The sequence below is a fragment of the Microcoleus sp. genome, from assembly GCF_041354475.1.
In the GTDB taxonomy this organism is placed as follows: domain Bacteria; phylum Cyanobacteriota; class Cyanobacteriia; order Cyanobacteriales; family Microcoleaceae; genus Microcoleus.
In genome coordinates, this window is the sequence record NZ_JBGJZU010000051.1 from 1 (window position 1) to 26,628 (window position 26,628).

Here is a 26,628-nt window from a genome sequence, read left to right on the forward strand (position 1 = left end):
CTCCTGTCCCCCCCCTTGATAAGGAAGGCTCCTCTCCTGTCCCCCCCCTTGATAAGGAAGGCTCCTCTCCTGTCCCCCCCCTTTATAAGGGGGGGTTAGGGGGGGTAGTCTTATACCTACACGGGAATGGTTTAAATGTAGGGGCAAACGTGGAACACGCTAATCGATTTCATCAGTTAGGTATGTCCGTATTCCTCATAGATTATCGCGGTTATGGAAAAAGCCAGGGCGAGTTTCCGACAGAATCTCAGGTTTATGAAGATGCTCAACTCGCTATGGATTATTTAGTGAAACAACGGGGAATTAACCCTAAGCAAATTTATATTTATGGTCATTCTTTGGGAGGGGCGATCGCGATCGATTTAGCACTGCGAAACCCCGAAGCCGCCGGGTTAATAGTGGAAGGCTCTTTTACTTCGGCACGGGAAATGGTAGACTTTCAGTCTGGAGTGTATCGGATATTTCCGATTGATTTATTGCTGAGACAGCGGTTTGATTCTATTGCTAAAGTCGATCGCCTGGAAATGCCTGTACTATTTATTCACGGAACCGCTGATACTGTAGTTCCCGTTGAAATGAGCAAAAAACTGTTCGATGCGGCCCCTGAACCCAAACAGTTGTACATAGTTCCAGATGCCGGTCACAATAATTTAGCAAACTTTGCTGGTGCTGAATATCTCGAAAAAATCAGCAATTTTTTTCAACAGGGAAACACGATTAAACATTAAATAGTAAACACAATCATCCAGACACCCGAATTTTTCAAAAAGTCGGGCATCTAACTGCGATCGCCTAATTCCTGAATTTGAAAATATTCAAAGGGCTGGACAGTAATTGCAGTAATTATTCATCTTGATTGATTCTGATTCCTCTTTCTTAGCTGGACAACCTCGCTGAGATGTTTTTTTGTTGGGCATCCGGGCACCACATAAATTGGCATCTTTGAGATTGGCTTTAATCAATCTAGCATCGCTGAGGTTGGCATTCCTGAGATCTACACCAGTGAGATTTGCACCAGTTAAATCCGCTTCTGTCAGATCCGCACCGCTGAGATTTGCACCAGTTAAATCAGCATTCCTGAGATCTGTCCCATTTAGTTGAGATGCACTCAAATTCGTACATTTTAAATTAGTAAACTGGAGAGAAGCCTCTCTCAGAGAACTCTCGCTGAGGTTAGCATTTTCTAAGTTCGCTCCCCTGATGTCAGCCCTGCTGATGTTAGCTTTGCTGATGTCAGCGTTGGTCAAAAAGGCATTTCTCATGTTGGCGTTGTTTAAATTAGCTTCCATTAAATCAGCCCCGGTTAAATCAGCATCAATCAGGTCTGCCCTGCTCAGGATGGCACCGCTTAAATCAACTCCAAACAGGTCTGCACGGTTCAAGGAAGCTCCAAATAGGTCGCATCCTGGACATCCTCTGGTTTCTAACAGTCGCTGGACTAGGGACAAATTTTGAGCTGGTAAGGGAACTGCTGCGAAAAATGGTAGCAGCACTATTGCTGCTGTCAGAATAGTCCGTTGGATTTTGGTCATAGCAAATATTACTTACGTAGTTCGGGTGAAAGTTCCGGTAACAGTAGAGGTTTCAGGGTGGGCTAGAATATCTGAGCCATCAGCAGTCTCAGCAATCAAAGGGTTCTCCATGTAGGGGTTACACCCCCTAGAACAAACGAATTTAGAGTACAAAGGAGGAATATTTATACTCTGTTAAGTTTTGTTTTACTACGGAGGGTAATGGTCTGCGTACAGGTGTTGAGTAACTAAGCCAATTGGCTTAGAGTCTTTAGACATATTGCTGATGCCTTGGCTTCTAGAAAAAAGATAGCATTCTTGTGTAATCGCCGAAATAATACTGAGTACGAAAGTATAAAAAAGTACGGCTAGTAAACGGCGGGTGTGCAAATTGATTAAAGCTAACACTTTCAGACGAGGAGAACAAATGTCTACTAGCATAGATGAACTGGCAGAAGGCGGCCGTGGTATTAAACTCATGTGGCAGATTGCAGACAAGCTAAGTTACACCCGCACTTGCGAGGGTCGCAATTGTTTGTTACTGAGTAAAAGTTACGACGCAGAAGGCCGTGTTCGACACAAAACAAATCAAAAAGCCAGTGCTTTAGATGGCTTACTAAATTTTTTAAATCGGTGGGACTGGCTGGATATAGAACAACAGGAAGAAGTATTAGACGATATTCCCGTGAGAACTCTTAACCTGGAAGTAAATACTGATTTGAATGATGTAACTAAAGTTTTCGAGTTGTTTGAGCAGTTGCAGGATTTATCGTTTCCTAGTGAGACTTGGTACGCGCTTCAGCTAGCAGTGGTTGAAGGTTTCACTAATGCAGTTCGTCACGCTCACAAAAATCTGCCCGTTGAAACTCCTATTCAACTGGAAGTCATGGTTTTTCACGGACGCTTGGAGTTCCGAATTTGGGATGGCGGAGTGTATTTTGATTTGGATGCTAAAATCACAGAATTCATTCTGGAAGATAGAAGATTCTGCTTCAATCTAAATGATTTCAGCGATACTTCCTTGATTCCTCCTAGCAAAAAAAACACTTTTGTCAACTCTCAGTTTCTGATTGCTGGATAGAGATGTTATACATGGCAATCAAGAGACTGCGTTCTTTGAAATTATTCTTGAATAAAAACGGTGCTTAGGGGAATATTTATCGGTTTTGTCTGTGGGTTTTGTCTGTAGATGGGGGAAGGTATTTTACATACTACCTTCGTGTTGTGAGTTTTGGTAATATCTACGGTGCTTGGGTGAGTCTGTAGAGGTTCGATCGAAAATGGTGCATCTTTCAAATTAAATATTAAAATTTTAAAATTATTGTCAATAATCTTAAAATTTTGATTTATCATAGTATGTGGTCAATCACCAATTACTAACGACCGCTAATGATTGCTAAGGAAAATTTATTTGTTTTGTCTCTGTTTCCCTACTTGGGATTTCTGTGGTTTTTGACTAAATCTGGAAAAACACCACGTTTAGCTCTGATGGGATTTTATGGCACTCTCGTGTTTGTGGGTGTGACGATTCCTGCCGCAATTTATGCAAAAGTTGCTTATAACGAATCCCTAGCCAATGTTGACTGGCTTCACGGTTCAGCGGAATTATTCTTAACAATTGCGAATATTTTAGTAGTTTTAGGATTTAGGGAAGCGGTGATTAAAGCCAAAGAATCTTCACCGGAATAGTTTCTCACATCTAAAAGGGATGGATTGCGGTTGGTGATGATTGGGTGAGATAGTTCAGATAACGAGAAATGCGATCGGGTTCTGTACCCAGTAAACGACTAGCCCAAGAGTGTAAGTTTAGTCGATCGCGCATTTCTCGAAATACGAGAACATCCCCATGATTATGCAGGGGAAAAATGCGAGCATCAAATCCCGCAGACTTAAGACGGCTAACAGTTTCTTCGCCATCTTGTACCCACAATTGAGGGCTAATGCGAAGGGGTTGACAGGAATATTCACCTACCACAATTCCCCCCACCGAAACGCTACCATCTTGTCCTCGATTGGAAAGTTCTTGCAAAATAGCTTTGAGAGAATTCAGTTTTTTGGTGTCTTTTATTTGCTGGGGTGTCAAGTTAATAATCACAATTTGTAAAATTGCTACTGGTTTTGGTACTTGTACCCTGTTGAGTGGTTCGGGTTCCCAAGTTTTTGGCTCTTCTGGTTCTAAGGGATTTGTTTCTTCTCCAGTTTCTACTGCTGTTAATGGTTTAGCACCGTCTACAATTATCTGAATTTCCTCCCCATCTTTCTCAATTTTTCCACTAATCAGTAACACAGCATTCTCTGTAATATGGGAGCCAATCTGTTCGTAAGTTTTGGGAAACACCACAGCTTTGACTTGACTGGTTAAATCTTCTAATTGCAAAATTGCCATTTTCTCACCTTTTTTAGTAACTACGGGTTTGATAGCACTAATCATGGCAATAACTGATACTTTTCCCTTCTTTTCTGCTAGTTCTTGGATAGTAACGACATCGGGTTCTTGGTTTACTAAGAGCAAAATTTTCAGGGGATGTTCTGATACATAAAATCCGAGCAATTCTTTTTCAAATCGCAACTTTTCTTGTGCATCGAAATCTTTGACTATTTTAGATTTTGGCGCAGACTCATACTTATTCGCAGACTTCCCAAAGTTCATCCCACCTAACAAATCAAATAGATTACCTTGACCGCTTTCTCGGTCTTTTTTCCGGTCTTGTGCCCATTTAATTACCCCTTCCATGTCGTTGATTAATTGCTGGCGGTTATTCTCAATTTTGTCAAAGGCCCCGCATTGAATTAATGCTTCTAAAGCGCGGCGGTTGACAGCATGAAGATTGACGCGATCGCACAAATCGGGTAAAGATTTAAAATCCCCCCCTTCCTGTCGCGCAGCTAAAATATTTTCAATTGCACCCTCACCCACATTTTTGACCGCCGAAATCCCAAACAAAATTTTATCTTTTGCAGGATGTTTCATCTTGATAGGTGTAAACGTCAGTTCAGAACTATTGATATCCGGCGGCTCTACTTCGATACCCAGTTTGAGACAATTAGCGATATATCTCTGTACTTTATCCTGGTCCCCACTGTTAGCAGTCAGCAGTGCAGCCATATATTCTACAGGAAAATTTGCCTTTAAATAAGCAGTTTGATAAGTGATGTAGGCATAGGCCATTGAGTGAGATTTATTAAAGCAATATTCCGCGAAATTCAGCATTTGGTCGAACAATTCTTCGGCAATTTTTTGAGGGACACCATTCTTAGTAGCCCCATCAATAAATGTTTCCTTTTGCTTCTGCATTTCCTCCGCTTTTTTCTTACCCATGGCGCGGCGCAGCAAGTCAGCTTGACCTAAAGAATACCCTGCTAAATCTTGAGCCATCCGCATAATTTGCTCTTGGAAACAAAGGGTTCCATAAGTCTCTTTTAAAATCGGTTCTAACAGTGGATGGTCGTATTTAACTACCTCTCTACCGTGTTTGCGATCGATAAATTGTGGAATCAAACCAGCATCCAGGGGGCCGGGACGATAAAGTGCCAGAATAGAAGAAATATCATCCAGGCAAGAAGGTTTGATTTTTTTTACTACATCCAGCATTCCAGAAGATTCCAACTGAAAAATACCTTCTAAATCTCCTTTTTCTAAGAGTTTATAAGTTTTTGCTACATCACCGGGCAACTTGTTGTTTCTAGTAAATGTCTCTTGAGCTCTGCGTTCTATATCAGAAGGCAGCCCTTCGGCATCGATGGTTATATCTTGCGTTTGCTTAACATAATCAACAGTTTTTTGGAGGGTTGTTAAATTCTTAAGTCCCAAAAAGTCCATTTTCAGTAACCCCAAAAATTCCAAATCTTCCATGAAATATTGGGTAATCACAGCACCTTCGTTATTCTTTTGCAGCGGTACGATTTCATCTAGGGGCTGGGAAGAAATCACCACACCGGCGGCGTGAACGCCATAGGTTTTGTTGGTTCCTTCAATGCGAATTGCCATGTCAATCCACTGACGGACGGGGACTTCAGTGCCAGTTTCTGCATTGATGCAAATTGTATTTTTGTAGTTTTCTCTAAATTCCTGTGCAGGTGTTGCATCGGAAATCATCACTTTCAGTTTTTCTGGTTTTCCCCGCGACACCGGAATCATTTTTGCCATTTCGTCTGCTTTTTTGTAGGGAATCCCTAAAACTCTGGCAACATCTTTCAAGACAGCTTTTGATGTCATTCTATTAAAGGTGATAATTTGCGCTACGCGGTCTTCTCCATATTTTTCGGTCACGTATTTAATCATGTCATCCCGTCTTTCGATGCAGAAATCGCTATCAATATCTGGCATTGATTTGCGTTCGGGATTGAGAAATCGCTCGAATAGTAATCCGTGGTGTACGGGGTCTATATTGGTAATTTTGAGGACGTAGGCAACTAGAGAACCTGCGGCAGAACCGCGTCCTGGTCCGACGGGAATATTGTTATCTCTGGCGTATTTGATGTAGTCCCAAACTACTAAAAAGTATTCAGAAAATCCCATTTGCTGAATCATTTTGAGTTCGTATTCTAGTCTTTGTTTGTAGACGGGAGGTATTTCATTTTTGGTGCGGGATTTGAGGCGTTCTAATAGTCCTTGCCAGGATATTTCTTCTACATAGGTATCGGCGGTATGTTCTGGGGGAATTGGAATGGTGGGAATCCGAGCTTCTCCTGTTAAATCATATCTTGATACTTTGTTTGCTACTTCTAGCGTGTTTGCGATCGCCTCTTGGATCGTTTCAGCATCCAAATGGTCTTGAAATAGTTGCGCCATTTCGTCAGCGGACTTCAAATACTCTGTGCCGCTGTAGCGCATTCGCTTTTCTTCTTCTATTAGTTTATTGGTGTTGATGCACAACAAAGCATCGTGAGCTTCTACGTCGTTGCAAGAAATATAGTGAGAATCATTGGTGGCGACTATTTTAATTTTTAGTTCGCGAGCAATTTTGACAATTTCTACATTCACAAGTCGGTCTTCTTGGGAGCCGTGGTCTTGTATTTCTAAGTAGTAATCTTCGCCAAATACTTCTTGATACCATTTGGCGACTTCACTGGCGACATCTAGCTTTCCTTGCATAATCATTTGGGGGACTTCTCCACCCAAACAAGCGCTGGTAACAATTAAGCCTTCGGAGTATTGTTTTAGGAGTTCTTTGTTGATGCAAGGGCGGGCAAAAATTCCTCTTTCTGGCATTCCCTTTAAATGGGAAATTGTAGTTAATTTAACTAAGTTTTTATAACCTTGGGTGTTTTTAGCTAAAACAACTTGATGGTATTTTCTTCTACCTCGAACTTTTACTTCGATGTCGCCGTTGACAACGTACATTTCGTTGCCAATAATGGGTTTAATATTTTTATTGCGACAAACTTTAATCAGCTCGATCGCGCCATACATGACTCCGTGATCCGTAAGGGCGATCGCGGGCATCCCCAATTCCACCGCCCGCTCTGCTAGCTGCTGTAGCTGAGATGCCCCGTCTAGCAGGCTGTAATCGCTGTGGATGTGCAAACCAACGAAAGACATAGGGATTTAAGATATGAGATCTGAGATTTTAGATTGTACACCATGGGGGTAGATAAAAGTCAATTGATATACTCCCCGCCGTAGAACGGCGAGGATTCTTGACACTTCATGGAGATGTGCCACAAGTGGTCTTACCTTCTCTCTGCGTCCGTATAAAAAGATTTGGGAGTCGAAATAATGATGTCAGCGATTTAATTAATTTGAAGTAAACAATAACGGTGCACTATCATCATTAGACAGATCCAATAACTATTGTGGAACAGGCTCTATGCGTGTTCAAGACAGGCTTTTTTGGAGATGTAATAATAGGTGAATGGGGAATTTTCCTGACCAAATTCTAGTCCTGTTTAATTTTTTCTGTTGTTTGAGCCGATCGCCAAATCCACCAAGCAGCCGCCCATAGAGTAAAATTGCCGATGAGAGTCATGGCGGCTTGCAGGGTAACAATCCATTCTAGGGCTGGAGAGTTATCAAAATAGTGCCATGTACAGGCACACATAGCGCTCACGAGGGCGGGTAACATCGCGGCGGAAAGGGCCCACCAAGCTCGGTTGTGAGTAACTTCGCCGTAGGTCCAAATTAACCAGATGGCGACAATCCACTCGACGACACTAGAAATGTGAATAATCCAGGTGGGAATTGACAAAGCGTGCATTGTTTGTATTCTGAAATAAGATGCAAGATGTATTGATTAGATATTGTAATAGTTAGATTCCCCATCGTAAACTAAGAAAAGAGTAAAAATGCGAGCAATTTTGTGCGGCTATTACGGTAAAGGCAACGGTGGCGACGAGGCGCTATTAGCCTCGCTACTGCAAATGTTACCAGATGATGTGACACCGATCGTCCTTTCTGGCAATCCTGTCGAGACAAATCAGCGTTACGGTGTAGCTGCGCGCGATCGCATGAATGCCTTTCAAGTCCTCGAAGCACTCCGCACCTCCGATGCCCTAATTTGGGGTGGCGGCAGTTTAATCCAAGACACTACTAGCATCATCAGCCCATTTTATTATGGCGGTTTGATGGGATTAGCACAAAAAATGGGATTAAAAACTGTGGCTTGGGCCCAGGGAATTGGGCCTTTGAATCGAGAAATTACCCGTAAGTTATCTCAGCGGTGTTTTGCTGGATGTACTGCGGTTAGCGTGCGGGATAAAGGCTCTGCTACCCTTCTTTCAGATTGGGAAATCCCCTTTACTTTAGCACCCGATCCCGTGTGGGCTTTGGAAAATTCACCAGTGTCGGGTTTGTGGGATTTGCCAGCGCCCAGAGTTGCGGTTTGTTTGCGATCGCATCCTAGCCTAACTCCCGCTCGGTTATCAATTTTAACTCAAGCTTTAGTGGACTTTCAAAAAGCCACCCGCACGTTAATTTTATTGCTACCATTTCAAGCTTCCCAAGACTTAGAAATTGCCAAATATTTGCATGAAGCATTACCGAAAAGGAGTCGGATTCTGAGTTTAGACGATCCAAGGAAATTGAAAGGACTATTTCGGGGAGTCGAAATGGCGATCGGGATGCGCTACCATAGTTTAATTATGGCAGCTTCAGAAGAATGTCGCTGTTTTGCCCTCAGCTACGATCCCAAAGTTAGTCAGTTGATGGACGAGTTAGAAATGCCGGGATATTTATTATCAGACTTGCCAGACGATCCTTATTTAATCAGTAAAATCTGGATCGAACACTATGCTAACGGCGACGCCTTATCGCCAGAGAGGATAAAATTTATAGTAGGGCGATCGCTCTTTCATCAAGAAGTATTGAAAACCGCACTCCAGCAGTCTCAATAAGAGGTAAAATACCATGACAGTCAGTACAGCAGACTTGAAAATTACCTGGGAAAAATTGCCCGCCGATTTTATTTTAGACGAGGAACCAGTGGAAAACATCGACCAGCCTTTGCTAGCTGCTGCCTTGCGAGAAATCTTAGAAATTGCAGGGCTAATAGTAGCAGGAATATTAATTGCTCCAAATATGGGTATTTGTGCGACAGTAGACAGCAAGCTAGTTATCAAAGCTCCAGATTGGTTTTATGCCCGCAACGTACAAGCGCTTCCCAGTCAAGAAATTCGCCGCAGTTACACTCCCAACTTAGAAGGGGACATTCCGGCGATCGTGATGGAGTTCTTGTCAGCTAGTCCCAACGATGAATATTCAATCAAGCCAAGTTATCCCCCCGGTAAATGGTTTTTTTACGAACAAGTATTGCGAGTTCCAATCTATGTAATCTTTGAACCCGCCGCCGGAGTGCTAGAAGTCTACCAGTTGGATTCAGGAGGAAGGTATCAACCACAGCAACCCGATTTAAATGGTCGTTATTGGGTTGCAGGAGTTGGGCTATTTCTGGGTGTTTGGCAGGGAACAAAAGCGGAAAGAAGCGGATATTGGTTGCGCTGGTGGGATGAAAGCGGACAGATGTTATTGTGGGGAGCAGAAATGGTAGAAAGAGAAAGGCAGCAAAGGGCGATCGCTCAACAGCAAGCGGAACAAGAACGAGAACGATCGGAAAGACTAGCTGCACAATTAAGAGCAGCAGGCATTGAACCAGAAGCTTGATACAATAATTAGAAATGAGAAATCGTAATCATGCAATTTTTCATTTCTAATTTGGCGATCGCTAATTCGTGGAAAAAATTAGACCAGTTAGCAAAAATCAATAATTATCAGCGTTAATGCGGTTAAAAATAACATTAAGGAGACATCAAAATTGGCAAGAGTTAGAGTTCGGGAACACGTCAATCCCCTATCCATTCGATATCAAGCATCCGTAAATCCCCCGGAGTGGACAAAAATTTATGCTGACTTAAATTTGCCGCTGCATTTAGATATCGGTTGCGGTAGGGGAAGGTTTTTGTGGCACATGGCGCAACTCCAAACAGACTGGAATTTTCTGGGATTAGAAATTCGGGAACCTCTGGTAGAAGAGGCGAATGTTTGGCGGGATGAAAAAGGCTTGACAAATCTCCACTATTTATTTGGCAATGCCAATAGTTCTCTGAAGCCCATTTTAGAAACTTTACCCGCAGGTATTTTGCAGCGAGTTAGCATTCAATTTCCCGATCCTTGGTTTAAAAACAAACACCATAAACGGCGGGTAGTGCAACCGGAGTTAGTCAATGATTTGGCAACCTATTTGGCAATTGGTGGCGAAGTTTTTATGCAATCTGATATTGAAGAAGTAGAAAGGGAAATGTGCGATCGCTTTTCATCTCACCCTAGCTTTAAGCGTCAAAACAATGGCGAATGGTTAGCAGAAAATCCCCTACCTGTGGCGACGGAGAGAGAAATTGGTAGACTCCAACGCGGCGAACCAGTTTATCGAGCACTATATCATAAATGTGGATCGCCATCTTAAATTAATAAGTCCCATTTGCGTGCTGTTTATTTGCACCTTTCTACTTAGCATCTGTTAAATTCACTTAATTAAATCCAAGATGGCAGCCACATCCTAATTTTCCATTCAAGTTCCGACAAAGGGAGTCCCAAATAAATAGGCATCCAGAAAGCAAAACCACCTAAAACCATAAAAATAATTGTCACTCCCATCCCTCGGAGACGATTCTGATGGCTATTAATCCACCTGTCAACCCACCAAGCAATTGCCAGCGTTGCAAATACAGAACAACCCATATAATGATACAAAAATACGCAACGAGTAACCTTGACCCAAGGCAGCAAATTAGCAGCCCAATTAACTATTAAGTATAACATCAACCACATTTCAGTAGTGGGCGGAAACACAAATAGCTGCTGCTGTTCCAGGAGATTAACAGAAGCCTCATTGCGGGTTTGTCGCCAAATCAAAAAGCGGTTTGCCAAAATTACTGCTACTAATATTAAAGCTAAAGTTGACAGCCACCAAAGCATGGGATTGCCCATCGCGTGAACGTCAAAAATTACCTTAGTCGCACCGCTTGGCAGAGGTGGCAAAACAGGGTCTGGTGGTGCATTATTCGTAGCAGTTTTGTAGAAGTAAACGATGGGGCGCAGCATCAGAGGCCAACCGTACCAAGCGGAACAGTAAGGATGAACGCTGGGGCCACTCTTAATCCGCTGGTGATAAGTCAAAATCTCTGTTTGCATCTGCCAGAAATTGGGAGTTGGATTAAAGTGTAGGTGAGGAATCCAAGAGATGCTGTAAACTACAATAGGAATAATAGCTAAACTTAGTCCTACTTCTAAAAAATTGAGTTTCGTCAATTTTTGGACGGGACTTGCCGCCGGAAGCATTGTTGATAATTCCTGGTTTTCCAGTTGTGGTTCTTCTTGATTTTGTTGAGTAAGTTGCACTACCCAAGCGCAGATTAAAATTAAATAAGTTCCCAAAAGAAACCATAAGCCGTTCCATTTAATAGCAGCGGAAGCGCCGAAACTAGCGCCGGATAGCCCTAGCAAAATCCAGCGGTTTTTTCCTTCTGTTCCGACGGATTTTAAAATAAATATTTGACCTAATATTCCAAATAAAACTAGATAAATGTTATTCAGGGCGTACCGAGATTCGACTAAAAATAGACCATCGCAGGCGGCAAATAAAGCAGCAATAAAAGCATAACTACGACGTTTAACGAGCTGATAGGCTAGCGCTCCCACAACTAGGGGAATAAAGGAGCCTGTGAGAGCGTTGAGCCAGCGGTAATCCCAAGGAGAAAGTAGGGAACCTGCCATACTGTTTACGGCAGTTTTGCCGAAGGGAAGGTGAGTTCCGATCCAGATGCCGATCGCAATTATGTACTGACTCAGAGGCGGGTGAGCGTTGAAAAAAGGCGTTTTGGTGAGATAATCGTTGGCAAATTTAGCGTAGTAAACTTCGTCAAATACGAAAGAGTTAAACCGCTCTAGTTGCCAAAATCGGAGAGTTAAGGAGACGAGGAACACAGCGAGCATTCCCAGGTAAAAAATAAAATTAGATTTGTTGAATTGTTTTTTGTTCGCTTTCATGAGACTGCACCAAAAAATATTAGATAGTAGATTTGAGCTCGCTAATTTAAAAGTACAGGAGTTATGTCTAAATACCCAAGCAACCGGGTTGTTTGTGGAGATTAAGGCTACGCTCCAAGGTTTTCGGAAAAAACCCGGTTTTTGCGTAAGTCCAACCCACGGGGTATGAGAAACAAGGTTTGTTGTCAAGGGATGATGCTGAAAGCTTAGCTTTTCGTCAAGAAAGCTGGCTTCTTTGGCACAAGCTGCGATCGATTATGATAGCATCCGATCGGGTGTTTTTTGGACGAGTGTTTGTGAATCTCACTACTTGGGCTTGGGGGCGTTTGGGGTTAGGTGTAGGTGCGAGTATCCTGCTCGCATCAGCGACTGCGCCCAACCCCAAAACATTTGAAAGCTTCGGCGATTGGTGCACCAAAAAAGAGAGTTTGACCCCAGAAGCTAGACATACCGTTGAGGTGTTGCTATCGAAAGCAAAGACACAAGAGTGCGATCGCGCTCAAGAAACCCTGACTAATCTTACAGAACTTTCCCTTAAATCAAATCAAATCGTCAATCTAGAACCCTTAGCAAATTTAACGAATTTGATAATTCTTCAACACTAGCAGGCTGTTTTCCTGGATATAAGAAACACACATCTAAACTATTTTTTAACGTCATAACTTTTTAATACTAACATTATACAAAAAAAAGCGGCTATGCTGGCCGCAGAATCGCCCTAAAATACGATTGAAAATCCCAACTTATATGCTTCAGGGTGAATGGCGATAAATTTTAGGAAAAATTAGCATCAATATCTCTTCAAATTCCCAAGCGCTGATACACTAAATCTAAATGCCTCAATTGATACTGCGGATCGAAACAATCATCAATTTCTTTGCTAGTCATCTTAGCAGTAACCCGCTGGTCCTTAGCAATCAAATTGTAGAAATTGCCACCCGGTTTGTTCCAAACTTCGTGAGCGCAAGATTGCACAATTTTGTATGCTTCTTCGCGACTCGTGCCTTTTTCTACTAAAGCTAACATGACGCGCTGACTAAAGATAACTCCGCCGTAAACATTCATGTTTTGCTTCATGTTTTCGGGATAGACTAGCAGGTTTTTCACTAAGTCTGTGGTTTCCACTAACATGAAGTGGGTGACAGTGGAACTGTCTGGCAAAATCATCCGTTCTACGGAACTGTGAGAAATGTCTCTTTCGTGCCAAAGCGCCACGTTTTCTAAGGCTGCGACGGCGTTGGCGCGGACAATTCTTGCCATTCCTGTGAGTCTTTCGGATCGAATCGGGTTGCGTTTGTGGGGCATGGCGGAGGAGCCTTTTTGCCCTTTGGAAAAGAATTCTTCGACTTCGAGTACGTCGGTGCGTTGCAGGTTGCGGATTTCTACTGCAAAACGCTCGATCGATGCGGCTAACAGTGCTAAGGTTTGGACGTATTCGGCGTGTCGATCGCGCGAAATGACTTGAGTCGATGCACAATCGGGTTCGAGTCCGAGGTTTTGACAGGCGATCGCTTCAATTCGCGGGTCAATATTAGCATAGGTGCCGACAGCACCGGAGATTTTGCCGACTGCAATGGACGATCGCAAATTGACTAATCGGGCGCGGTTGCGAAAGACTTCGGCCAGCCATCCTGCTAGTTTAAAGCCAAAGGTGATGGGTTCGGCGTGAATTCCGTGCGATCGGCCAACCATCACAGTATTGCGGTGTTGTTGCGCCTGATAGCGAATAGCTTGGCTCAAATCTTCGACACGTTCTAACAAGATATTGACGCTGGCGACTAATTGCAGCGCCAAAGCGGTATCGAGCACATCGGAACTGGTTAAACCGAGGTGAATGTAGCGGCCGGCATCGCCTACATATTCGTTGACATTTGTCAAGAAAGCGATCATGTCATGGCGGACTTCGGCTTCAATTTCGAGGACTCGTTTCGGGTCAAAATTAGCCTTCGCTTTAATTTCTTCGACTGCGGCGGCGGGGATGTAGCCGAGTTCGGCTTGAGCTTCGCAGACAGCGATTTCTACTTGTAGCCAGCTTTTGAGTTTGGCGGTTTCAGTCCAGATGTTGCCCATTTCGGGCAGAGTGTAGCGGTCAATCACGGTTGGGAATTGGGGAATGCGATCTGACTATTGTACATCTGTGAGGTATCGGTCTTGAGTCGGGATGGGGAATTTGGGGCGATTGGGTGATCGTGTATAATAATTCAGGACGAGCGCACGGGTAGCCAGAAACGGGGTTTTTTAACCAAAATACTTGCTTAAAACCCTCAATTAGAGTTAAAAAACCCGGTTTCTTTGTGGGCTAGGGTGTCCATGACTATAATTTCAACCCGAAACTTCAGAACCATGAAATATACAGTTGTTATCCAATGGTCAGAAGAAGTGGGAAAGCTGAGATAGATGATAGGGTAGCTCATTTATGTGGGTTGACGGCTCACGAAATAAAAATTATAAGCGAGTAAAGCATTATGCTAAAAATAGAAAATGGTAAACTTCTTCCTACACCTATCCCTGACTTAACACAGTTGACTAGGAAGTTTATAGAAAGAGATGATACAAAATATCAATATCATGAAGCTTTAACAAGTAATATTTGCTACAATCTGCAATATTTAGAATCTCTTGATTTTCTGCTTAGCAATAAAAATCAATACTTTAAGCTAACAACAGTTTTACAAAAACAGACAATTAAAACTATTGTTATTACTACCACAGGAATTATTGAGGGAATATTATACTATTTAATAGTTACTCGTGGTGAACCAGCGACTACGGATTGGAAATTAGTTATGAAGATACAAAATAATAAAAGAGATCTTTCAGGAAAAGAATATATGATTAAAAATGAACTATTAGTAAGGGAGAATGATGAGTGGGAATCAGTTATGGGTGTAATATCTGGCACAAAAAAACATTCTAATGGAAAACACTATAAGATTGAAAGTGAGGTATTTGTCAAGCTTGAAAATGCCATTAATACCGAGATGAGTTTAGACCAAATGATTAAAAAAGTAAGAAACAAAAATCTTTTAGGTGAAGATGGAGAAATTTATGATGATATAGACAAATTAAGAAAAAGTCGAAATAAAGTGCATATTCGTATAATCGAAGAACGAACAGATACTGATTGGAAATCTTTCGATCAAAAACTTTTAGAGTTGAGTAAAAAAGTATTGAGTAATGTTTTGAAAGAAGTAGGGATATTTACCGATGACCAATTATCTCAAGAAGCATTTTCTTATTTGGATAATTAATTAACAAATAGCGATTGAAACAAATAAAGAGCGCCAAATAACTCACCGAACACAAAACAAACACCAACTAAAAACCCTATGACTTATCAAGCCTCCAACCCAAATGTCCAAGACCTACAAAGACAGGTGATTGCCCTGTTACAAGAAGTTAGCAGTCTGATTGGTCGCGCTAGCAAAGAACTTAAGTCTGAGGATAGCTCAGAAAACAAGTACCAGATATATCAACAGGAAATTGAAAAGGAGATTGGTAGAGTCACAGACCTAAAACTCAGAATGGCTATTGCCGCACCGATGAATGCTGGCAAGTCCAAAATTATTAATGCCATTATTGGTCAAGAACTCCTGCCAAGTTCTGCTACAGCGATGACAACACTGCCAACAGAGATTGTATTGAAAGAAAATGCAGCAGAGCCGATTCTAAAATTGAGTCCTAGAATTTGTGAAGCATTTAAGAAAGCATTGGATGCTATCAGGCTGAAAATTGAGCAGAAAGGGATGGAAGAAGTTCTTAAGCATACTGGTGAATATCCGCATTTAGCAAGTTTACTCCAAGAAATCCACAGTGATACAGATTTTGGAATTTCAGAAGAAATCTCTGGCAGTAAGAATATCAACAAGATCCTGACAGAGTTGAATCATATTATCCGTCTTTGCAACATTTTGGCGGTATCCCAAGATCAAGATCCTCTCCAGTTGCTCAATGACAATGACATTCCATCTATCGAAACTCCTTTTTTCAGAACACAGCAAAATCAACAACTAGAGAAGCTAGGTAATCTTGTAATCGTTGATACGCCTGGGCCAAGTGAAGCCGGAGTCAGCGAAAAACTAGAAATTGTAGTTTCCAAGCAACTTAAGCGTAGCCAACTTGTCCTACTTGTCCTTAATTTCACTGAATTGAGGGCTGAAGCAGCCGAAAAGATTAAAGCAGAAGTTCACAAAGTTATTAGAACAAGCAGTCAAGAAAATTTATATGTTTTAGTTAATAAAATCGATGAGCGTCGTCGAGGTGACATAGATACCGAAATGGTAAAACAATTTGTTGCTAATAACCTCGAACTGGCCAACACAGACCGCGTATTTGAAGTTTCTGCTAGGCAAGCATTCTGCGCTAAGGATTTTCTCCGTCAATCATCTCTCAGTAGTCAAGATATTAAAGATCCTGAAGCTGCCCAAGCATTAGCTAGAGAAGTATGGACTGTTGATTGGGAGGATGAACTGAAGGATGCAACTGTAGAGAAATTACAAAAGAAAGCGGTAAAACTTTGGGAAGCATCAAAGTTTGCATCTTTTCTGGAAGAAGCAATTAATGTAATTTTGCTACAAGTTGCCCCCCGCTGTATGGAGTTTGCATTGAATCGTTGTCTTACTCATCTAAATGATTTATGTAATAATGCAAAAAATGACCTGACTTACATTAACAGTAATGCTGAAAAGCTCCAGCAAGCAATTGAGGATCTTAAGATAGAGCTTTCTAGTCTAACTGCTTGCCGTCGGAATCTAGATGAAGAGGTTGCCGAAACAAAAAAGCAAATAAAGGAAACCGTAAACGCAAACCTAGAAAACCTCAAAAAAGATGTAAAAAATGAACTTGACACACTATTGAAAAAGTATGTTTTAGATTCTGCTATAATAGTATTTTCCAATTTGCGGGACAACATATCCAACTTCTTTAATAGAGATAAGGATGAATTTGAATTTGATAGTAAGCAAGATGCCAAGCTATTCGCTGAGCAAATAGCAGCTTCGGCGAAGCAAATTATTGAACGTCAATTGGATGTCGCTTGTAAAGAGACGGATAAACAGACTGAAGGCAGGATTCAAAAATTATCCGAGTTACTATATAATAAAAATAAGCCTATTATTGAACGCGCTCAAGATCGGTTAAAAAGAGATTTTGATGTTATTTTTAAGCCAGATATACTCAAGCTAGTTGATATTTACATAGAAGTGAATACCCCCGATCTTGAATTCATAGGATATGGGTTATCTGATTTACTCGCAGCATTGTTAGAAGGAGCATTTGGTAATTTGTTTGTGCAGTTTGCTGCTGGCTTAGTGGCAATGGTAGCTAACAGTTCAATACTCAGCACAATTTATGGTGGAGTTAGCGCCTTTTTGGGTTGGTTCCGTGTGGACTTAGACAAACTTGTATATAAACAAATATATACAGTTAACCTAATCCTTTTCAAGGGTGAAATAGTTAAATTCTTTGACAATAAAGTCGAAGAAATTCAAGAACAATCTAACCGATTGATTGAGCAATCATTGGATCAACAAATTAAAAGGTACTTTGAGGCTCTCGACTCTCTTCTAGGTGATTATAGGAAAGATTTGGAGCAATCACTAAAAGCTCAAGCTTTACCTTTAGAAACACTGAAAGAATTAAAGCAAGCGCTTGAATCATTTTCAGTAGGTAATGATAAATTACAGGTGGATAAGTTGAAAGAGAAGGCTAATGAACTTCTGAGTCAGGCAAAACCATTAATAGCAAGATGAGATGCGCTTACGTTTTTTACTAATTTAAGATTTCTGTAACAGGAACTTATTAACGAAGCTAGGCTTGTTAAGCGCAATATCAGCCAAATATGGAATAAGTGCAAAGCCAATACACTCTGCTAATCGCGGCGGCACGGCATTTCCAATTTGCCACATTGCCTTTTTCATCGAACCTTCAAAAATAAATGAATCCGGGAAAGTTTGCAATCTAGCCATTTCACGAGCAGAAATAACACGATTAAGATGAGGATGAATATGAGTGCCACCGTGATTTTCTTTAACAGTCATACTCGGTTTTCCCGGATACTGTCGCTTGAAAGCATCGGCATAGCTTTCATACAAAGAACCGCCCGGTGGAACTTTAGCAAGTCTTTCCATGTACTGAACAGAATGACGAGTCCATTCGTGGTTAATTTCGGGGATGGGAGTATACTCTGGTAAATCATCAATTGCTGACTCAATTCCTTTGTATTGTTCCGGCAACAATTGCGACTTGGGATAGGGATTTTGCATCCCGAATCTGTTGGCAATAAAAATAGCTCGCGGGCGGATTTGCGGGACTCCATAGGTTGCTGATTCCAGAACAGCAACGGACATATGGGGATAGCCAATTTCCTGAAAAGCTTCGCAAATAGCTTGTTTAACAGCTCCTTTTTGCATAGTCAATATTCCGGGTACATTTTCCATGACAACATACCAAGGGCGTATTTCTGAGACTACGCGGACAAACTCTCTAAATAAGCGATTTCGAGGGTCGTTGGGGTCGCGCTTTCCAGCCACTGAAAAGCCTTGACACGGCGGTCCACCTACAACAACATGAACTCGTGGCGAACCAATTTCAGCTAGCAACTTTTGAGGATTTAAGTTGTTTATATCCTCGCACAAGTGATGGCAATTAGGGAAGTTTCTTGTATGAGTTGCCGAGGCGATGGGATTAATTTCAACGCTTGCTACTGGTCGAAAACCTGCTTGCAATAAACCTTGTGTCATGCCGCCCGCACCGCAAAAAAGATCGACAAATGTATAGTCTGATTTTGGCAGTGACTGAGCTTCAATATCAATGAATATCTTGTAGGGGTCGCAGTCATTTGATTCTAGTTCGCGTTGGATGCGTTCGTAACGCCCTAATTTTGCTTTTTTCTGCTTTTTGGCAGGAATTAATTCTGACTCGTTTGAGAACGAAGACAGTTGTATTGCTTCCATTTTCTAGTTTTTTACTGCATTTTATCTGATGTTGACCATTTCGGGCAGAGTGTCGGGTTCGCGCTTGGAGTTGGGGAGTGCGATCGTCCTATTGTACATCTGTGGGGGATGCGAGAGTCATAGGACTTAGACATGGGGCCCAGAAACCGGGTTTTTTACGAAAATACTTTGTTGTAGCCCGCAGATTTGGTAAAAACCCGGTTTCTCAAATCAACTCGGTTTTTGTAGTTTGGGCGATCGGCTACAATATCGTAAACCCCGTTAGCTGGCATCACTCATGCCTAAAAAAATCAGAGAATTGAAAAGCCTATTACTAAAAGCAGGCTTTACTTACAGACAGGGAAAGGGCAGTCACACTGTATGGGAACACCCTTTATTACCTGAAAAAATTACACTATCAGGTAATGATGGTGATGATGCGCCAAATTATCACGAAAAAAGAGTAATTTCTGATTTACAGAAGCTGAAGGAGATAGAAGAATGAATAGCCATTATAGTCTAATCATCGAGTGGTCAGAAGAAGATCAACTTTTTGTGGTCAGCTTACCTGAGTTTACCGATGTCATGCAGCCTTGCACTCACGGACACACTTACGAAGAAGCGGCAAAACACGGACAAGAATTATTAGAAACATTGATTGAACTCTATCAAGAAGATGGCAAACCTCTACCAGAACCTCAGACATTGGGGAAACGATTACAGATTGCGTAAAACCAAATAATTGAGTTGCTGAGGCCAATCCAAGCAGAGGAGACAGAACCATGAAATATACAGTTATGATCCAATGGTCAGAAGAGGATCGGTGCTTTGTCGTATTTTTGCCTGAATTTGAAGATGTAATGCAGCCCGTAACTCACGGAGATTCCTATGAAGAAGCTATCTACAATGCACAAGAGGTACTGGAGTTACTAATCGAAAGCTGTCAAGCGGAAGGTAAACCATTACCAGCAACTAAGAAGCTAGAACGATTATTTGAGGCTGCATAAATTTGTTCAAATCCATATCATTATACCCAAAAAGTAGGCGATTTGGATATTCTCATCAAACTTCCGAAAGTCTCACCTTATTACCAATTAACTTGAGAAAACTCGACCCAAAGTGTTGAATCTCCAAAAAATTAGCATAGGCAGAAACTGGCTTGTAAACTCTAAAAGTTCGCATAATCCCTAAAGTAGCCGCACTTTCCAAGGGACCAACAAAGCTAGTATCTCTATCCAAAAAATGAGACTGTTTAGCCCAGTAAGCCATCTGTTCTGCATTCAAAAAATAGCACCCTGAATGAGGATTTAAAGCCCGCTCAAAAGCGATTTTTTGTTCCATTATTTTGCCAATTAACTGCCGTTGTTCCTCAATATTTTGAAAATTAGCCGTAGCAGAATGTGTTAAATCGCCATCGATATAGGCTTTAAAAACGGGGGCTTGAGGTGATACTTCGTAACGGTTTGGTTGTAACAAGTTTCCATTGCCACCGTGATGTCTAAACCAGTTTAATTTGTTGAAAAACCACGGATCGTGTAAAATCAAGTCATCTTCCAAGTAACAGAAATAATCATATTTGTCAAGACAAGCTCGTAAAACTGCCTGACACTCAAACCCCAACAGCAGCGGTTCGCATTTGGTAGCATGGTGCATAAAAGATTTTGGCTGCACCGGCAATTGAGACAACAGATGATAGCCTTGGGTTGTGCAAATCACAATGTCAATTTCGTGATTCTGATCTTGATTGGCTGGGATAGTTGCACATTCGCCAATGTGAATCATGCACTGAGATTTGCCGTACAAAGCTTGCAGCGATGCAACGGCGGCGGTTAAAGCATTGAGTCGCGGTTGCGGATCGTTTCTTTGGGAAGCGTGTTTGCCGTCGCCACTGGGATTGTAAAAGTGAGCAATAGTGAATAGAATTCGCATTGGTGTGAATTAATAATTAAACATTAAACAATAAAACATTAATAGCGGTATTTTAGTCCGCCCAGGGGGACTTTGTAGGTTTAGCCGCGAATTATATTCGGCTGGGCTGAATTGGAGGGGATTTTTCCCAATATTTTTCGCATAAATCTTCATCAATTTTACTACATTCAGTCATCAAATAACTCCGGTAGCCGATCGCGCAATTCAGCATTCAAACGCGGCAACTCATCCCGCATCTGCAAGTACCAGTCTCGCCGCTGGCGGTAGTGTCGGGACAGCAAACGGTTCTCCCGGACCCACTCGTAAGCATTCCCAGCTATCTGTCGGCGCGTTTGAGCATCGGAAATCAGCAAGTTTAGCTTATTTTCAAACTCTTTTTCTGAGCGATAAATTAACCCGGTTTCACCTTCGACAATTGAGTGTTCGTACACCGTAGGACTTGCTAACACCGCCACTCCCCGCGCCGCACATTCAATAAATTTTAAGTCAGATTTCATTTCATTTATCTGGTTAGGAACTAGCGGTAACAGAGCGATATCACAACTGTACATAATTTCTTGATACCGTTCGTAACTACAAAATGAATCAAATTGTTTTTGCTCGGTTTCTAAGGAGTCAAAAAATAGGCTATCGTGAATCACTTTAACTCGAAGGGTGTGTTTGTGAGCGACTAAAATTCGATTCAGTGCTGCCATAATTGGTTGCCAATCTTTTTCGCGATTCAAGGCTCCAAAAAAGATGGTAACATTATCTTCTACATAAGTGCGCGGTGGTGGTAAATAGGCTAATTGATTGGGAAATACTGTAACATTGGGATTGTACTGTCGTAAAATTTTGGCTAGGGGTTCTGTGGAAGTTTGAACGCAATGACAGCCACGGTAGCTGAGGTAATTGTTGTCTGCGTATTCCCGGCGACGGATGGGATTGTCGTCAATTTCAGCTACTATTAAATAGTCTTGTTGTAGGAGTTGTTTGATGCGGGGAAGATAGGCGGGATATTGCATGATTGTCCGCTGCCAAATAAATACTTTTTCTTCCGCAGGGAGTGGGGCAATTAATTCGAGTGTTTTCACGCCAGATACAGTGCGGACACCGGGAATTGTAGCGCTAAATTTGTCCGGTTCCAATACTCGCAGGCGATCGCACCCTGTAGGTGCCATAATTATGGTTTGAATCAGCAATCTGCGTGGTTGTACAGGGGTTTTGGTCGATCGCACAATATAATATTCAGCACTGGTTTCCGTAGCAAAACTACTCGATTGTAGCTCTAATGCCTTGACCATGGGATGCAGCAATTGCTGAAATTGGGCAAAATTTTCGGTTTTTTGTCCCTTTCCTTGCAATTCGTACACTTGCAATCCGGCTTGAGTAAAGAGTGATTGAATACTTTCTAGGGTAAACCAGTGCTGCATTTTGCCATCGGCATTTTCCCAGTGCCCGCGCAACAAATTGACAATGCGCCGCCAGTATTGAACATTGGGAATTCTGGCGAAAATTTGCCCCCTGGGATGCAGCAAAGCACTGTATTGTTTGAGGACATCCCAAGGATTTTTGAGGTAAGGTAACAAATCGCCAAACACCAAACAATCAACGGTGCCTGGGGCGATGTCGAGACTGGCGATGTCGGTTTCTTCTATATTGGCGATCGCCACCCAGTTTAGCCGATCGACTGCTATTTTAGCTTTTTCTCGATCGCATTCAAGGCCAATATATTGACAATGGGGATTTGTCAGCTTGTACTGTGCGCCCATAGCCCCCGTACCGCAGCCTATTTCGACAATGACTTTAGCATCCGGGGGTAGCAGATTCAAGAGGTCATGGTTGATGCTATCGATCACTTTCTCTAATTTGTGAGCATGGCGATGCCAGTATACAATGGCGATCGGCACATTTGTCAAGCACCAAATCAACTAAAAAAGAATTATAGCACAAACTATGAACCCTAACTTAGGAATTAACATCGCCGGCTACATCAACGGTGAATTTGGAGTGGGAGAAGGAGTCAGAGCAAATATTAGATCCCTAGAAGCCGCCCAAATTCCCTTCACTATCAACAATTTCACCCGCAGTCCCCACCGCAGTCAAGACACCAGCTATCAAAACTTCAGCCCAGACAATCCTTATCCCATAAACCTGATTCAAGTCAACGCCGATGAAGTCAACACTTTCTTAAAACATTCTGGTTCCAGCTATTTTAAAAATCGCTACAATATCGGCTTTTGGGCCTGGGAAATGCCCGAATTTCCCCAAAAATGGCAACCAGTATTTGACAACTTTCACGAAATATGGACTTACAGCAACTACTGCGCCGAAGCAATTTCCCTAGTCTCGCCAATTCCCGTCATCAAAATAATGCCCAGCATTGATTTACCCCCATCTTACCTGAACAGAAAATCCCTGAATTTGCCCGAAAATAAATTTATTTTTCTATTTATATTCGACTTTTCCAGCCGCATCGAACGGAAAAATCCTTTAGCTGCCATTCAAGCATTTAAGCAAGCCTTTGGTCAAGACGAGCGCGTACTATTTCTCCTCAAATCTTCCAACTCCGACAAAAACATCCAAGATTTAGCATTGTTAAAATCCGCCATCGGAAATGCGACCAACATTCAACATTTAGACGGATATTTATCTAAAAATGAAATAAATGGTTTGCTCTACAATTGCGACTGTTATGTATCCCTACATCGCTGTGAAGGATTTGGTTTAACCATGGCAGAAGCCATGTTTTATGGCAAACCGGTAATTGCTACTGCTTATTCATCAAATACAGAATTTATGAATGTGGGCAATAGCTTTTTAGTCAAATATAAATTAATTCCCCTTGAGGCAGATTGCGGCCCTTACAAAAAAGGCAATTTTTGGGCAGAACCGGATACAGAACACAGCGCTTATTTAATGCAGCATATATTCAATAATTACGGGGAAGCTCAACAAATAGGAGCGAGAGCAGCGCAGGAAATTAAGACTTTACTAAGTCCATCAACTGTCGGTAAAAAAATTCAAAAACGTTTGGAACATATTGCTCAAATCACGCAGAATTTTCAAGATTTAAACAATTCAAAAACTGCCATGCTAAATCATCCCCAAACAGTACAACCTTTAGTAAGTATTTGCATTCCCACATATAACGGAGCAGCATTTATTGGCGAAGCAATTGAGAGTGCTTTGGCTCAAACTTACCCTAACATAGAAGTGATTATATCCGACGACGGCTCCACAGACCAAACAATTGCGATCGCCCAATCATTCACCTCAAAAACCTCAGTAGATTTACGCATCATCCTCCACCGCAACTATGGACTCTCCCAAAACTGGAACTTCTGCATTTCCCAAGCTAAAGGTAAATACATTAAATTTCTGTTTCAAGACGACTTACTCGCACCAGAATGTATTGAAAAAATGGTCGAACTTGCCGAAAAACACCCAAATATAGGCATGATTTTTTCCCCCCGTGGAATTACCATAGACGCATCTGAATCCAATCCCATTTTACAAAAAGCTTCCCAATCAATTAAAGATTTGTACAAAGGTTGGTCAAATTTAAAACCGATTCAGCCCGGACAAGAATTACTAGCAGATCCTAACTGTTTAAGCAACCCCATCAACAAAATTGGTGAACCGACTACCGTCCTAATTGCCGCCCGCGTTTTTGCCGAAATCGGATTATTTGATTCGGGATTATCTCAGTATGTAGACTTAGATATGTGGTGGCGAATTATGGGAAATTATCACATCGGATTTGTCCCTCAAACACTCTCCTCACTTCGGATTCATCCCGAACAACAAACTTGGAAAAATTTCTCGGCTGGCGAAAATCATAAAGATGTAGTCAGATTTTACCAGAAACTCCTAAATAGCCCTGAATACGGTTTTTTGAATCCCCAAATCAAACAAATTATTCAACAAAAATTAGATGCCAAAACTCAGCGAAATTCCTCTGAATTATCCAAGCTAATTCAAGATTATCACAAATCGCCAAGTAATGAGTCTACTGTCGGAAAACTGCGAAAATACCGCCTACAAATGGCTAAATATTGGCTGAATTTACCAGCAGAGCAATGTGAAAATGCTTACAGGGGAGACATGGGGAAAGCTCACCAATTGCTACTAGATAGTGGTATCAAACATGAAACCTTGACTGCGGAAGAACAAAGTTTTGTCCAGGAGTTATGTTCCACTTTGTCTCTAGGAGGAGAACTTATATATAGGCTGCAATATCTGCTAGCAGCTATGCTGTACCGCGACGCTTATCAGTTGCCCTTGTCCTATCAAAATGCAGCGATTCCTCAGTGGTTTTTTGACGGTTTTCTGAAATTCCTGTTTCAGTCTCCTACTTATTTTCAAGAAACTGGAGAAGTGGCCCGATATGCTCAGTATTTGCAGCGTTTAATAGAGTATGTGGCTGGGAATATTGCCAGTTTTCCGGCTACGGAGATTTGGCGTTATTTGGCGCAGTTTATTGCGGAAAATCTCAGCTTAAAAAATTTGTATCTCAGCGAATGTAATCTCCTTGATGTTGGTAAGTTAAGAACTAATATTATTGAGTATCATTTGAAGAATATAGGGTGTAAAATAGACTTTAATTTTGAGCAGACAGCCCCTGAACGCAGCAAAATTAAATTGGGGATTTTGCTCGATCAAATTTGTGCGGAACCAGAGACTTTTGCTGCCCTGGCAAGTTGTGAATATTTAGACAGAAACAAGTTTGAAATTATTGTGTATAATTTCTATCCTCTGCCACAGGATTCCTTGGGTAAATACTTTGAAAGTCGGGTTGACAAGGTAGTACACCTGTCAGCAGACTTGCTCAGTCAAGTAGAGGAAATTCGATCGCACAATTTAGACATTCTGCTCCTGGGGACCAATACCACCGACACCCCCAAACCTAGCACTTTGCTGTCCCTACACCGACTAGGGCGCCTCCAAATAGCTGCTGCTCTATCGGTTCCGGTGACTACCTGGGCTCGCAATATCGATCGCTTCTTGACCGGAAATTTAATATCCCCCCCAGATGCACCCCCAGAACATCGGGAAAAATTAATCACTTTAGAAGGCTCAGGAGTTTGTTTCAGTTATCCTGTAACCTCAGAAAAAGCCACTGTTCAACCAACAAGAACCAGTTGGGGTGCAACGGAGCAATCTGTAATATTTATGTCCGGTGTCACAGCTTTTAAAATTATCCCAGAATTGAGAGCGACTTGGGCAAAAATAATTGCCTCTACACCGAATTCGATCTTAGTTTTATATCCCTTTCATTCGCGCCGGGAAAAATTTCCCATGATGCCTTTTTATCACCAAATGCGATCGCTATTTGCGGAATTGGGGATTGACAAACAGCGATTGGTGACGATCAAAGCGTTGCCGACGGCTGCCGATTACCAAGAATGTTTGAAATTGGCTGATATATATTTAGACTCCTATCCCGATAGCGACGCTGCATCCCTAGTAGCACCGTTGTTGGCGGGGTTGCCGGTGGTGGTGAGAGCCGGCCAAACCGGGCGCTCTCGACAATGTGCAGCAGTCATGCAAGAACTACAACTTCCTGAATTGGTAGCCAACAGCGAGAATGGTTATGTGGAGATTAGCAAAGCATTGGGAAGTAACCCAGAATTGCGCCGGCACTATCGGGATCGAGTCCAAAGCCAAATGGCGACCAACCCAAAATTGTTGGACAGTCGCGCTTACTCCTTTAAACTCGGAACTTTGTTGGAAGAGATATTTTTCAAGGGGATTTAAATGTGATATGGGGCGGGTTCCCGTACCTACCCACCAG

Annotated in this window: 22 protein-coding genes; 13 read left to right on the top strand and 9 right to left on the bottom strand. The window is 42.0% G+C overall.

Going from position 1 to position 26,628, the window contains the following annotated elements; genetic code table 11:
• Nucleotides 1-728: alpha/beta hydrolase (locus ACBR23_RS18555; RefSeq protein WP_371125670.1), on the top strand; the 728-nt coding region annotated here is incomplete at its 5' end.
• A gap of 87 nt (nt 729-815) precedes the next feature.
• On the opposite strand, the gene ACBR23_RS18560 is transcribed toward ACBR23_RS18555, so the two are convergent.
• Together ACBR23_RS18560 and ACBR23_RS18565 are read right to left on the bottom strand one after the other, a co-directional pair.
• Nucleotides 816-1,532, bottom strand: a complete 717-nt coding sequence (locus ACBR23_RS18560) for a pentapeptide repeat-containing protein (protein WP_371116279.1) — start codon at nt 1,530-1,532, stop codon at nt 816-818.
• 189 nt (nt 1,533-1,721) lie between these two features.
• Nucleotides 1,722-1,952: a hypothetical protein gene (locus tag ACBR23_RS18565; RefSeq protein WP_371116280.1), complete on the bottom strand. Its 231-nt coding sequence runs from the start codon at nt 1,950-1,952 to the stop codon at nt 1,722-1,724.
• Between ACBR23_RS18565 and ACBR23_RS18570 the strand changes: the two genes are divergently transcribed.
• Both ACBR23_RS18570 and ACBR23_RS18575 read left to right on the top strand, forming a co-directional pair.
• Nucleotides 1,939-2,592 carry an ATP-binding protein gene (locus ACBR23_RS18570; protein WP_371120167.1) on the top strand — a complete coding sequence of 218 codons (654 nt, stop codon included), beginning with the start codon at nt 1,939-1,941 and terminating at the stop codon, nt 2,590-2,592. The two genes, ACBR23_RS18565 and ACBR23_RS18570, sit on opposite strands and share 14 nt — an antisense overlap.
• A gap of 308 nt (nt 2,593-2,900) precedes the next feature.
• Nucleotides 2,901-3,200 (top strand): DUF3593 domain-containing protein, encoded by a 300-nt coding sequence (locus tag ACBR23_RS18575; protein WP_341739960.1) that lies wholly within the window; start codon nt 2,901-2,903, stop codon nt 3,198-3,200.
• 10 nt (nt 3,201-3,210) lie between these two features.
• Here ACBR23_RS18575 and ACBR23_RS18580 read toward each other — a convergent pair whose 3' ends face one another.
• Both ACBR23_RS18580 and ACBR23_RS18585 read right to left on the bottom strand, forming a co-directional pair.
• Nucleotides 3,211-7,053, bottom strand: coding sequence for a DNA polymerase III subunit alpha (locus tag ACBR23_RS18580; protein WP_371120166.1), 3,843 nt, complete (start codon nt 7,051-7,053; stop codon nt 3,211-3,213).
• A gap of 337 nt (nt 7,054-7,390) precedes the next feature.
• The gene (locus tag ACBR23_RS18585; protein ID WP_341739958.1) at nt 7,391-7,708 is read right to left on the bottom strand and encodes a DUF2499 domain-containing protein; all 318 of its coding nucleotides are present in this window, start codon (nt 7,706-7,708) and stop codon (nt 7,391-7,393) included.
• Nucleotides 7,709-7,796: 88 nt separating this feature from the next.
• Between ACBR23_RS18585 and csaB the strand changes: the two genes are divergently transcribed.
• The 3 genes from csaB (at nt 7,797) to trmB (ending at nt 10,408) form a co-directional block, all read left to right on the top strand.
• Nucleotides 7,797-8,843, top strand: coding sequence for a polysaccharide pyruvyl transferase CsaB (gene csaB / locus ACBR23_RS18590; protein WP_371120165.1), 1,047 nt, complete (start codon nt 7,797-7,799; stop codon nt 8,841-8,843).
• Between the two features lie 13 nt (nt 8,844-8,856).
• Entirely contained in the window at nt 8,857-9,609 is a 753-nt protein-coding gene (locus tag ACBR23_RS18595) for a Uma2 family endonuclease (protein ID WP_340521203.1), read from the top strand.
• Nucleotides 9,610-9,760: 151 nt separating this feature from the next.
• A complete protein-coding gene (gene trmB / locus ACBR23_RS18600; RefSeq protein WP_371120164.1) occupies nt 9,761-10,408 on the top strand; it encodes a tRNA (guanosine(46)-N7)-methyltransferase TrmB in 648 nt (215 codons plus the stop codon).
• 68 nt (nt 10,409-10,476) lie between these two features.
• Here the strand turns inward: trmB and ACBR23_RS18605 are convergent, their stop codons facing one another.
• Complete coding sequence (locus ACBR23_RS18605) at nt 10,477-11,991, bottom strand: dolichyl-phosphate-mannose--protein mannosyltransferase (protein WP_371116286.1); 1,515 nt, start codon at nt 11,989-11,991, stop codon at nt 10,477-10,479.
• Between the two features lie 179 nt (nt 11,992-12,170).
• Between ACBR23_RS18605 and ACBR23_RS18610 the strand changes: the two genes are divergently transcribed.
• Nucleotides 12,171-12,596 carry a leucine-rich repeat domain-containing protein gene (locus ACBR23_RS18610; RefSeq protein ID WP_371116287.1) on the top strand — a complete coding sequence of 142 codons (426 nt, stop codon included), beginning with the start codon at nt 12,171-12,173 and terminating at the stop codon, nt 12,594-12,596.
• A 196-nt stretch (nt 12,597-12,792) separates the two neighbouring features.
• On the opposite strand, the gene purB is transcribed toward ACBR23_RS18610, so the two are convergent.
• Nucleotides 12,793-14,088, bottom strand: coding sequence for an adenylosuccinate lyase (gene purB / locus ACBR23_RS18615; protein WP_371120163.1), 1,296 nt, complete (start codon nt 14,086-14,088; stop codon nt 12,793-12,795).
• Between the two features lie 368 nt (nt 14,089-14,456).
• Here purB and ACBR23_RS18620 point away from each other — a divergent pair, with 368 nt between their 5' ends.
• Both ACBR23_RS18620 and ACBR23_RS18625 read left to right on the top strand, forming a co-directional pair.
• Nucleotides 14,457-15,242, top strand: coding sequence for a hypothetical protein (locus ACBR23_RS18620; RefSeq protein WP_371116289.1), 786 nt, complete (start codon nt 14,457-14,459; stop codon nt 15,240-15,242).
• Nucleotides 15,243-15,320: 78 nt separating this feature from the next.
• The gene (locus ACBR23_RS18625; RefSeq protein WP_371116290.1) at nt 15,321-17,741 is read left to right on the top strand and encodes a dynamin family protein; all 2,421 of its coding nucleotides are present in this window, start codon (nt 15,321-15,323) and stop codon (nt 17,739-17,741) included.
• Nucleotides 17,742-17,765: 24 nt separating this feature from the next.
• Here ACBR23_RS18625 and ACBR23_RS18630 read toward each other — a convergent pair whose 3' ends face one another.
• Nucleotides 17,766-18,944, bottom strand: a complete 1,179-nt coding sequence (locus tag ACBR23_RS18630) for a DNA cytosine methyltransferase (protein WP_371116291.1) — start codon at nt 18,942-18,944, stop codon at nt 17,766-17,768.
• A gap of 277 nt (nt 18,945-19,221) precedes the next feature.
• Here ACBR23_RS18630 and ACBR23_RS18635 point away from each other — a divergent pair, with 277 nt between their 5' ends.
• Genes ACBR23_RS18635 through ACBR23_RS18645 form a run of 3 tightly spaced genes read left to right on the top strand, consistent with a single transcriptional unit; the run spans nt 19,222 to nt 19,930 of the window.
• Entirely contained in the window at nt 19,222-19,428 is a 207-nt protein-coding gene (locus ACBR23_RS18635) for a type II toxin-antitoxin system HicA family toxin (RefSeq protein ID WP_106148795.1), read from the top strand.
• The gene (locus ACBR23_RS18640; RefSeq protein ID WP_341732724.1) at nt 19,425-19,655 is read left to right on the top strand and encodes a type II toxin-antitoxin system HicB family antitoxin; all 231 of its coding nucleotides are present in this window, start codon (nt 19,425-19,427) and stop codon (nt 19,653-19,655) included. The genes ACBR23_RS18635 and ACBR23_RS18640 overlap by 4 nt, the downstream gene beginning before the upstream one ends.
• A 50-nt stretch (nt 19,656-19,705) precedes the next feature.
• Complete coding sequence (locus ACBR23_RS18645) at nt 19,706-19,930, top strand: type II toxin-antitoxin system HicB family antitoxin (protein WP_341740258.1); 225 nt, start codon at nt 19,706-19,708, stop codon at nt 19,928-19,930.
• 55 nt (nt 19,931-19,985) lie between these two features.
• On the opposite strand, the gene ACBR23_RS18650 is transcribed toward ACBR23_RS18645, so the two are convergent.
• Complete coding sequence (locus ACBR23_RS18650; protein ID WP_340520826.1) at nt 19,986-20,852, bottom strand: calcium-binding protein; 867 nt, start codon at nt 20,850-20,852, stop codon at nt 19,986-19,988.
• 167 nt (nt 20,853-21,019) lie between these two features.
• Complete coding sequence (locus ACBR23_RS18655; RefSeq protein ID WP_371120169.1) at nt 21,020-22,690, bottom strand: methyltransferase domain-containing protein; 1,671 nt, start codon at nt 22,688-22,690, stop codon at nt 21,020-21,022.
• 97 nt (nt 22,691-22,787) lie between these two features.
• Between ACBR23_RS18655 and ACBR23_RS18660 the strand changes: the two genes are divergently transcribed.
• On the top strand, nt 22,788-26,591 hold the full coding sequence (locus ACBR23_RS18660) for a glycosyltransferase (protein ID WP_371120162.1): 3,804 nt from the start codon (nt 22,788-22,790) through the stop codon (nt 26,589-26,591).
• The last annotated feature ends 37 nt before the right edge of the window (nt 26,592-26,628 follow it).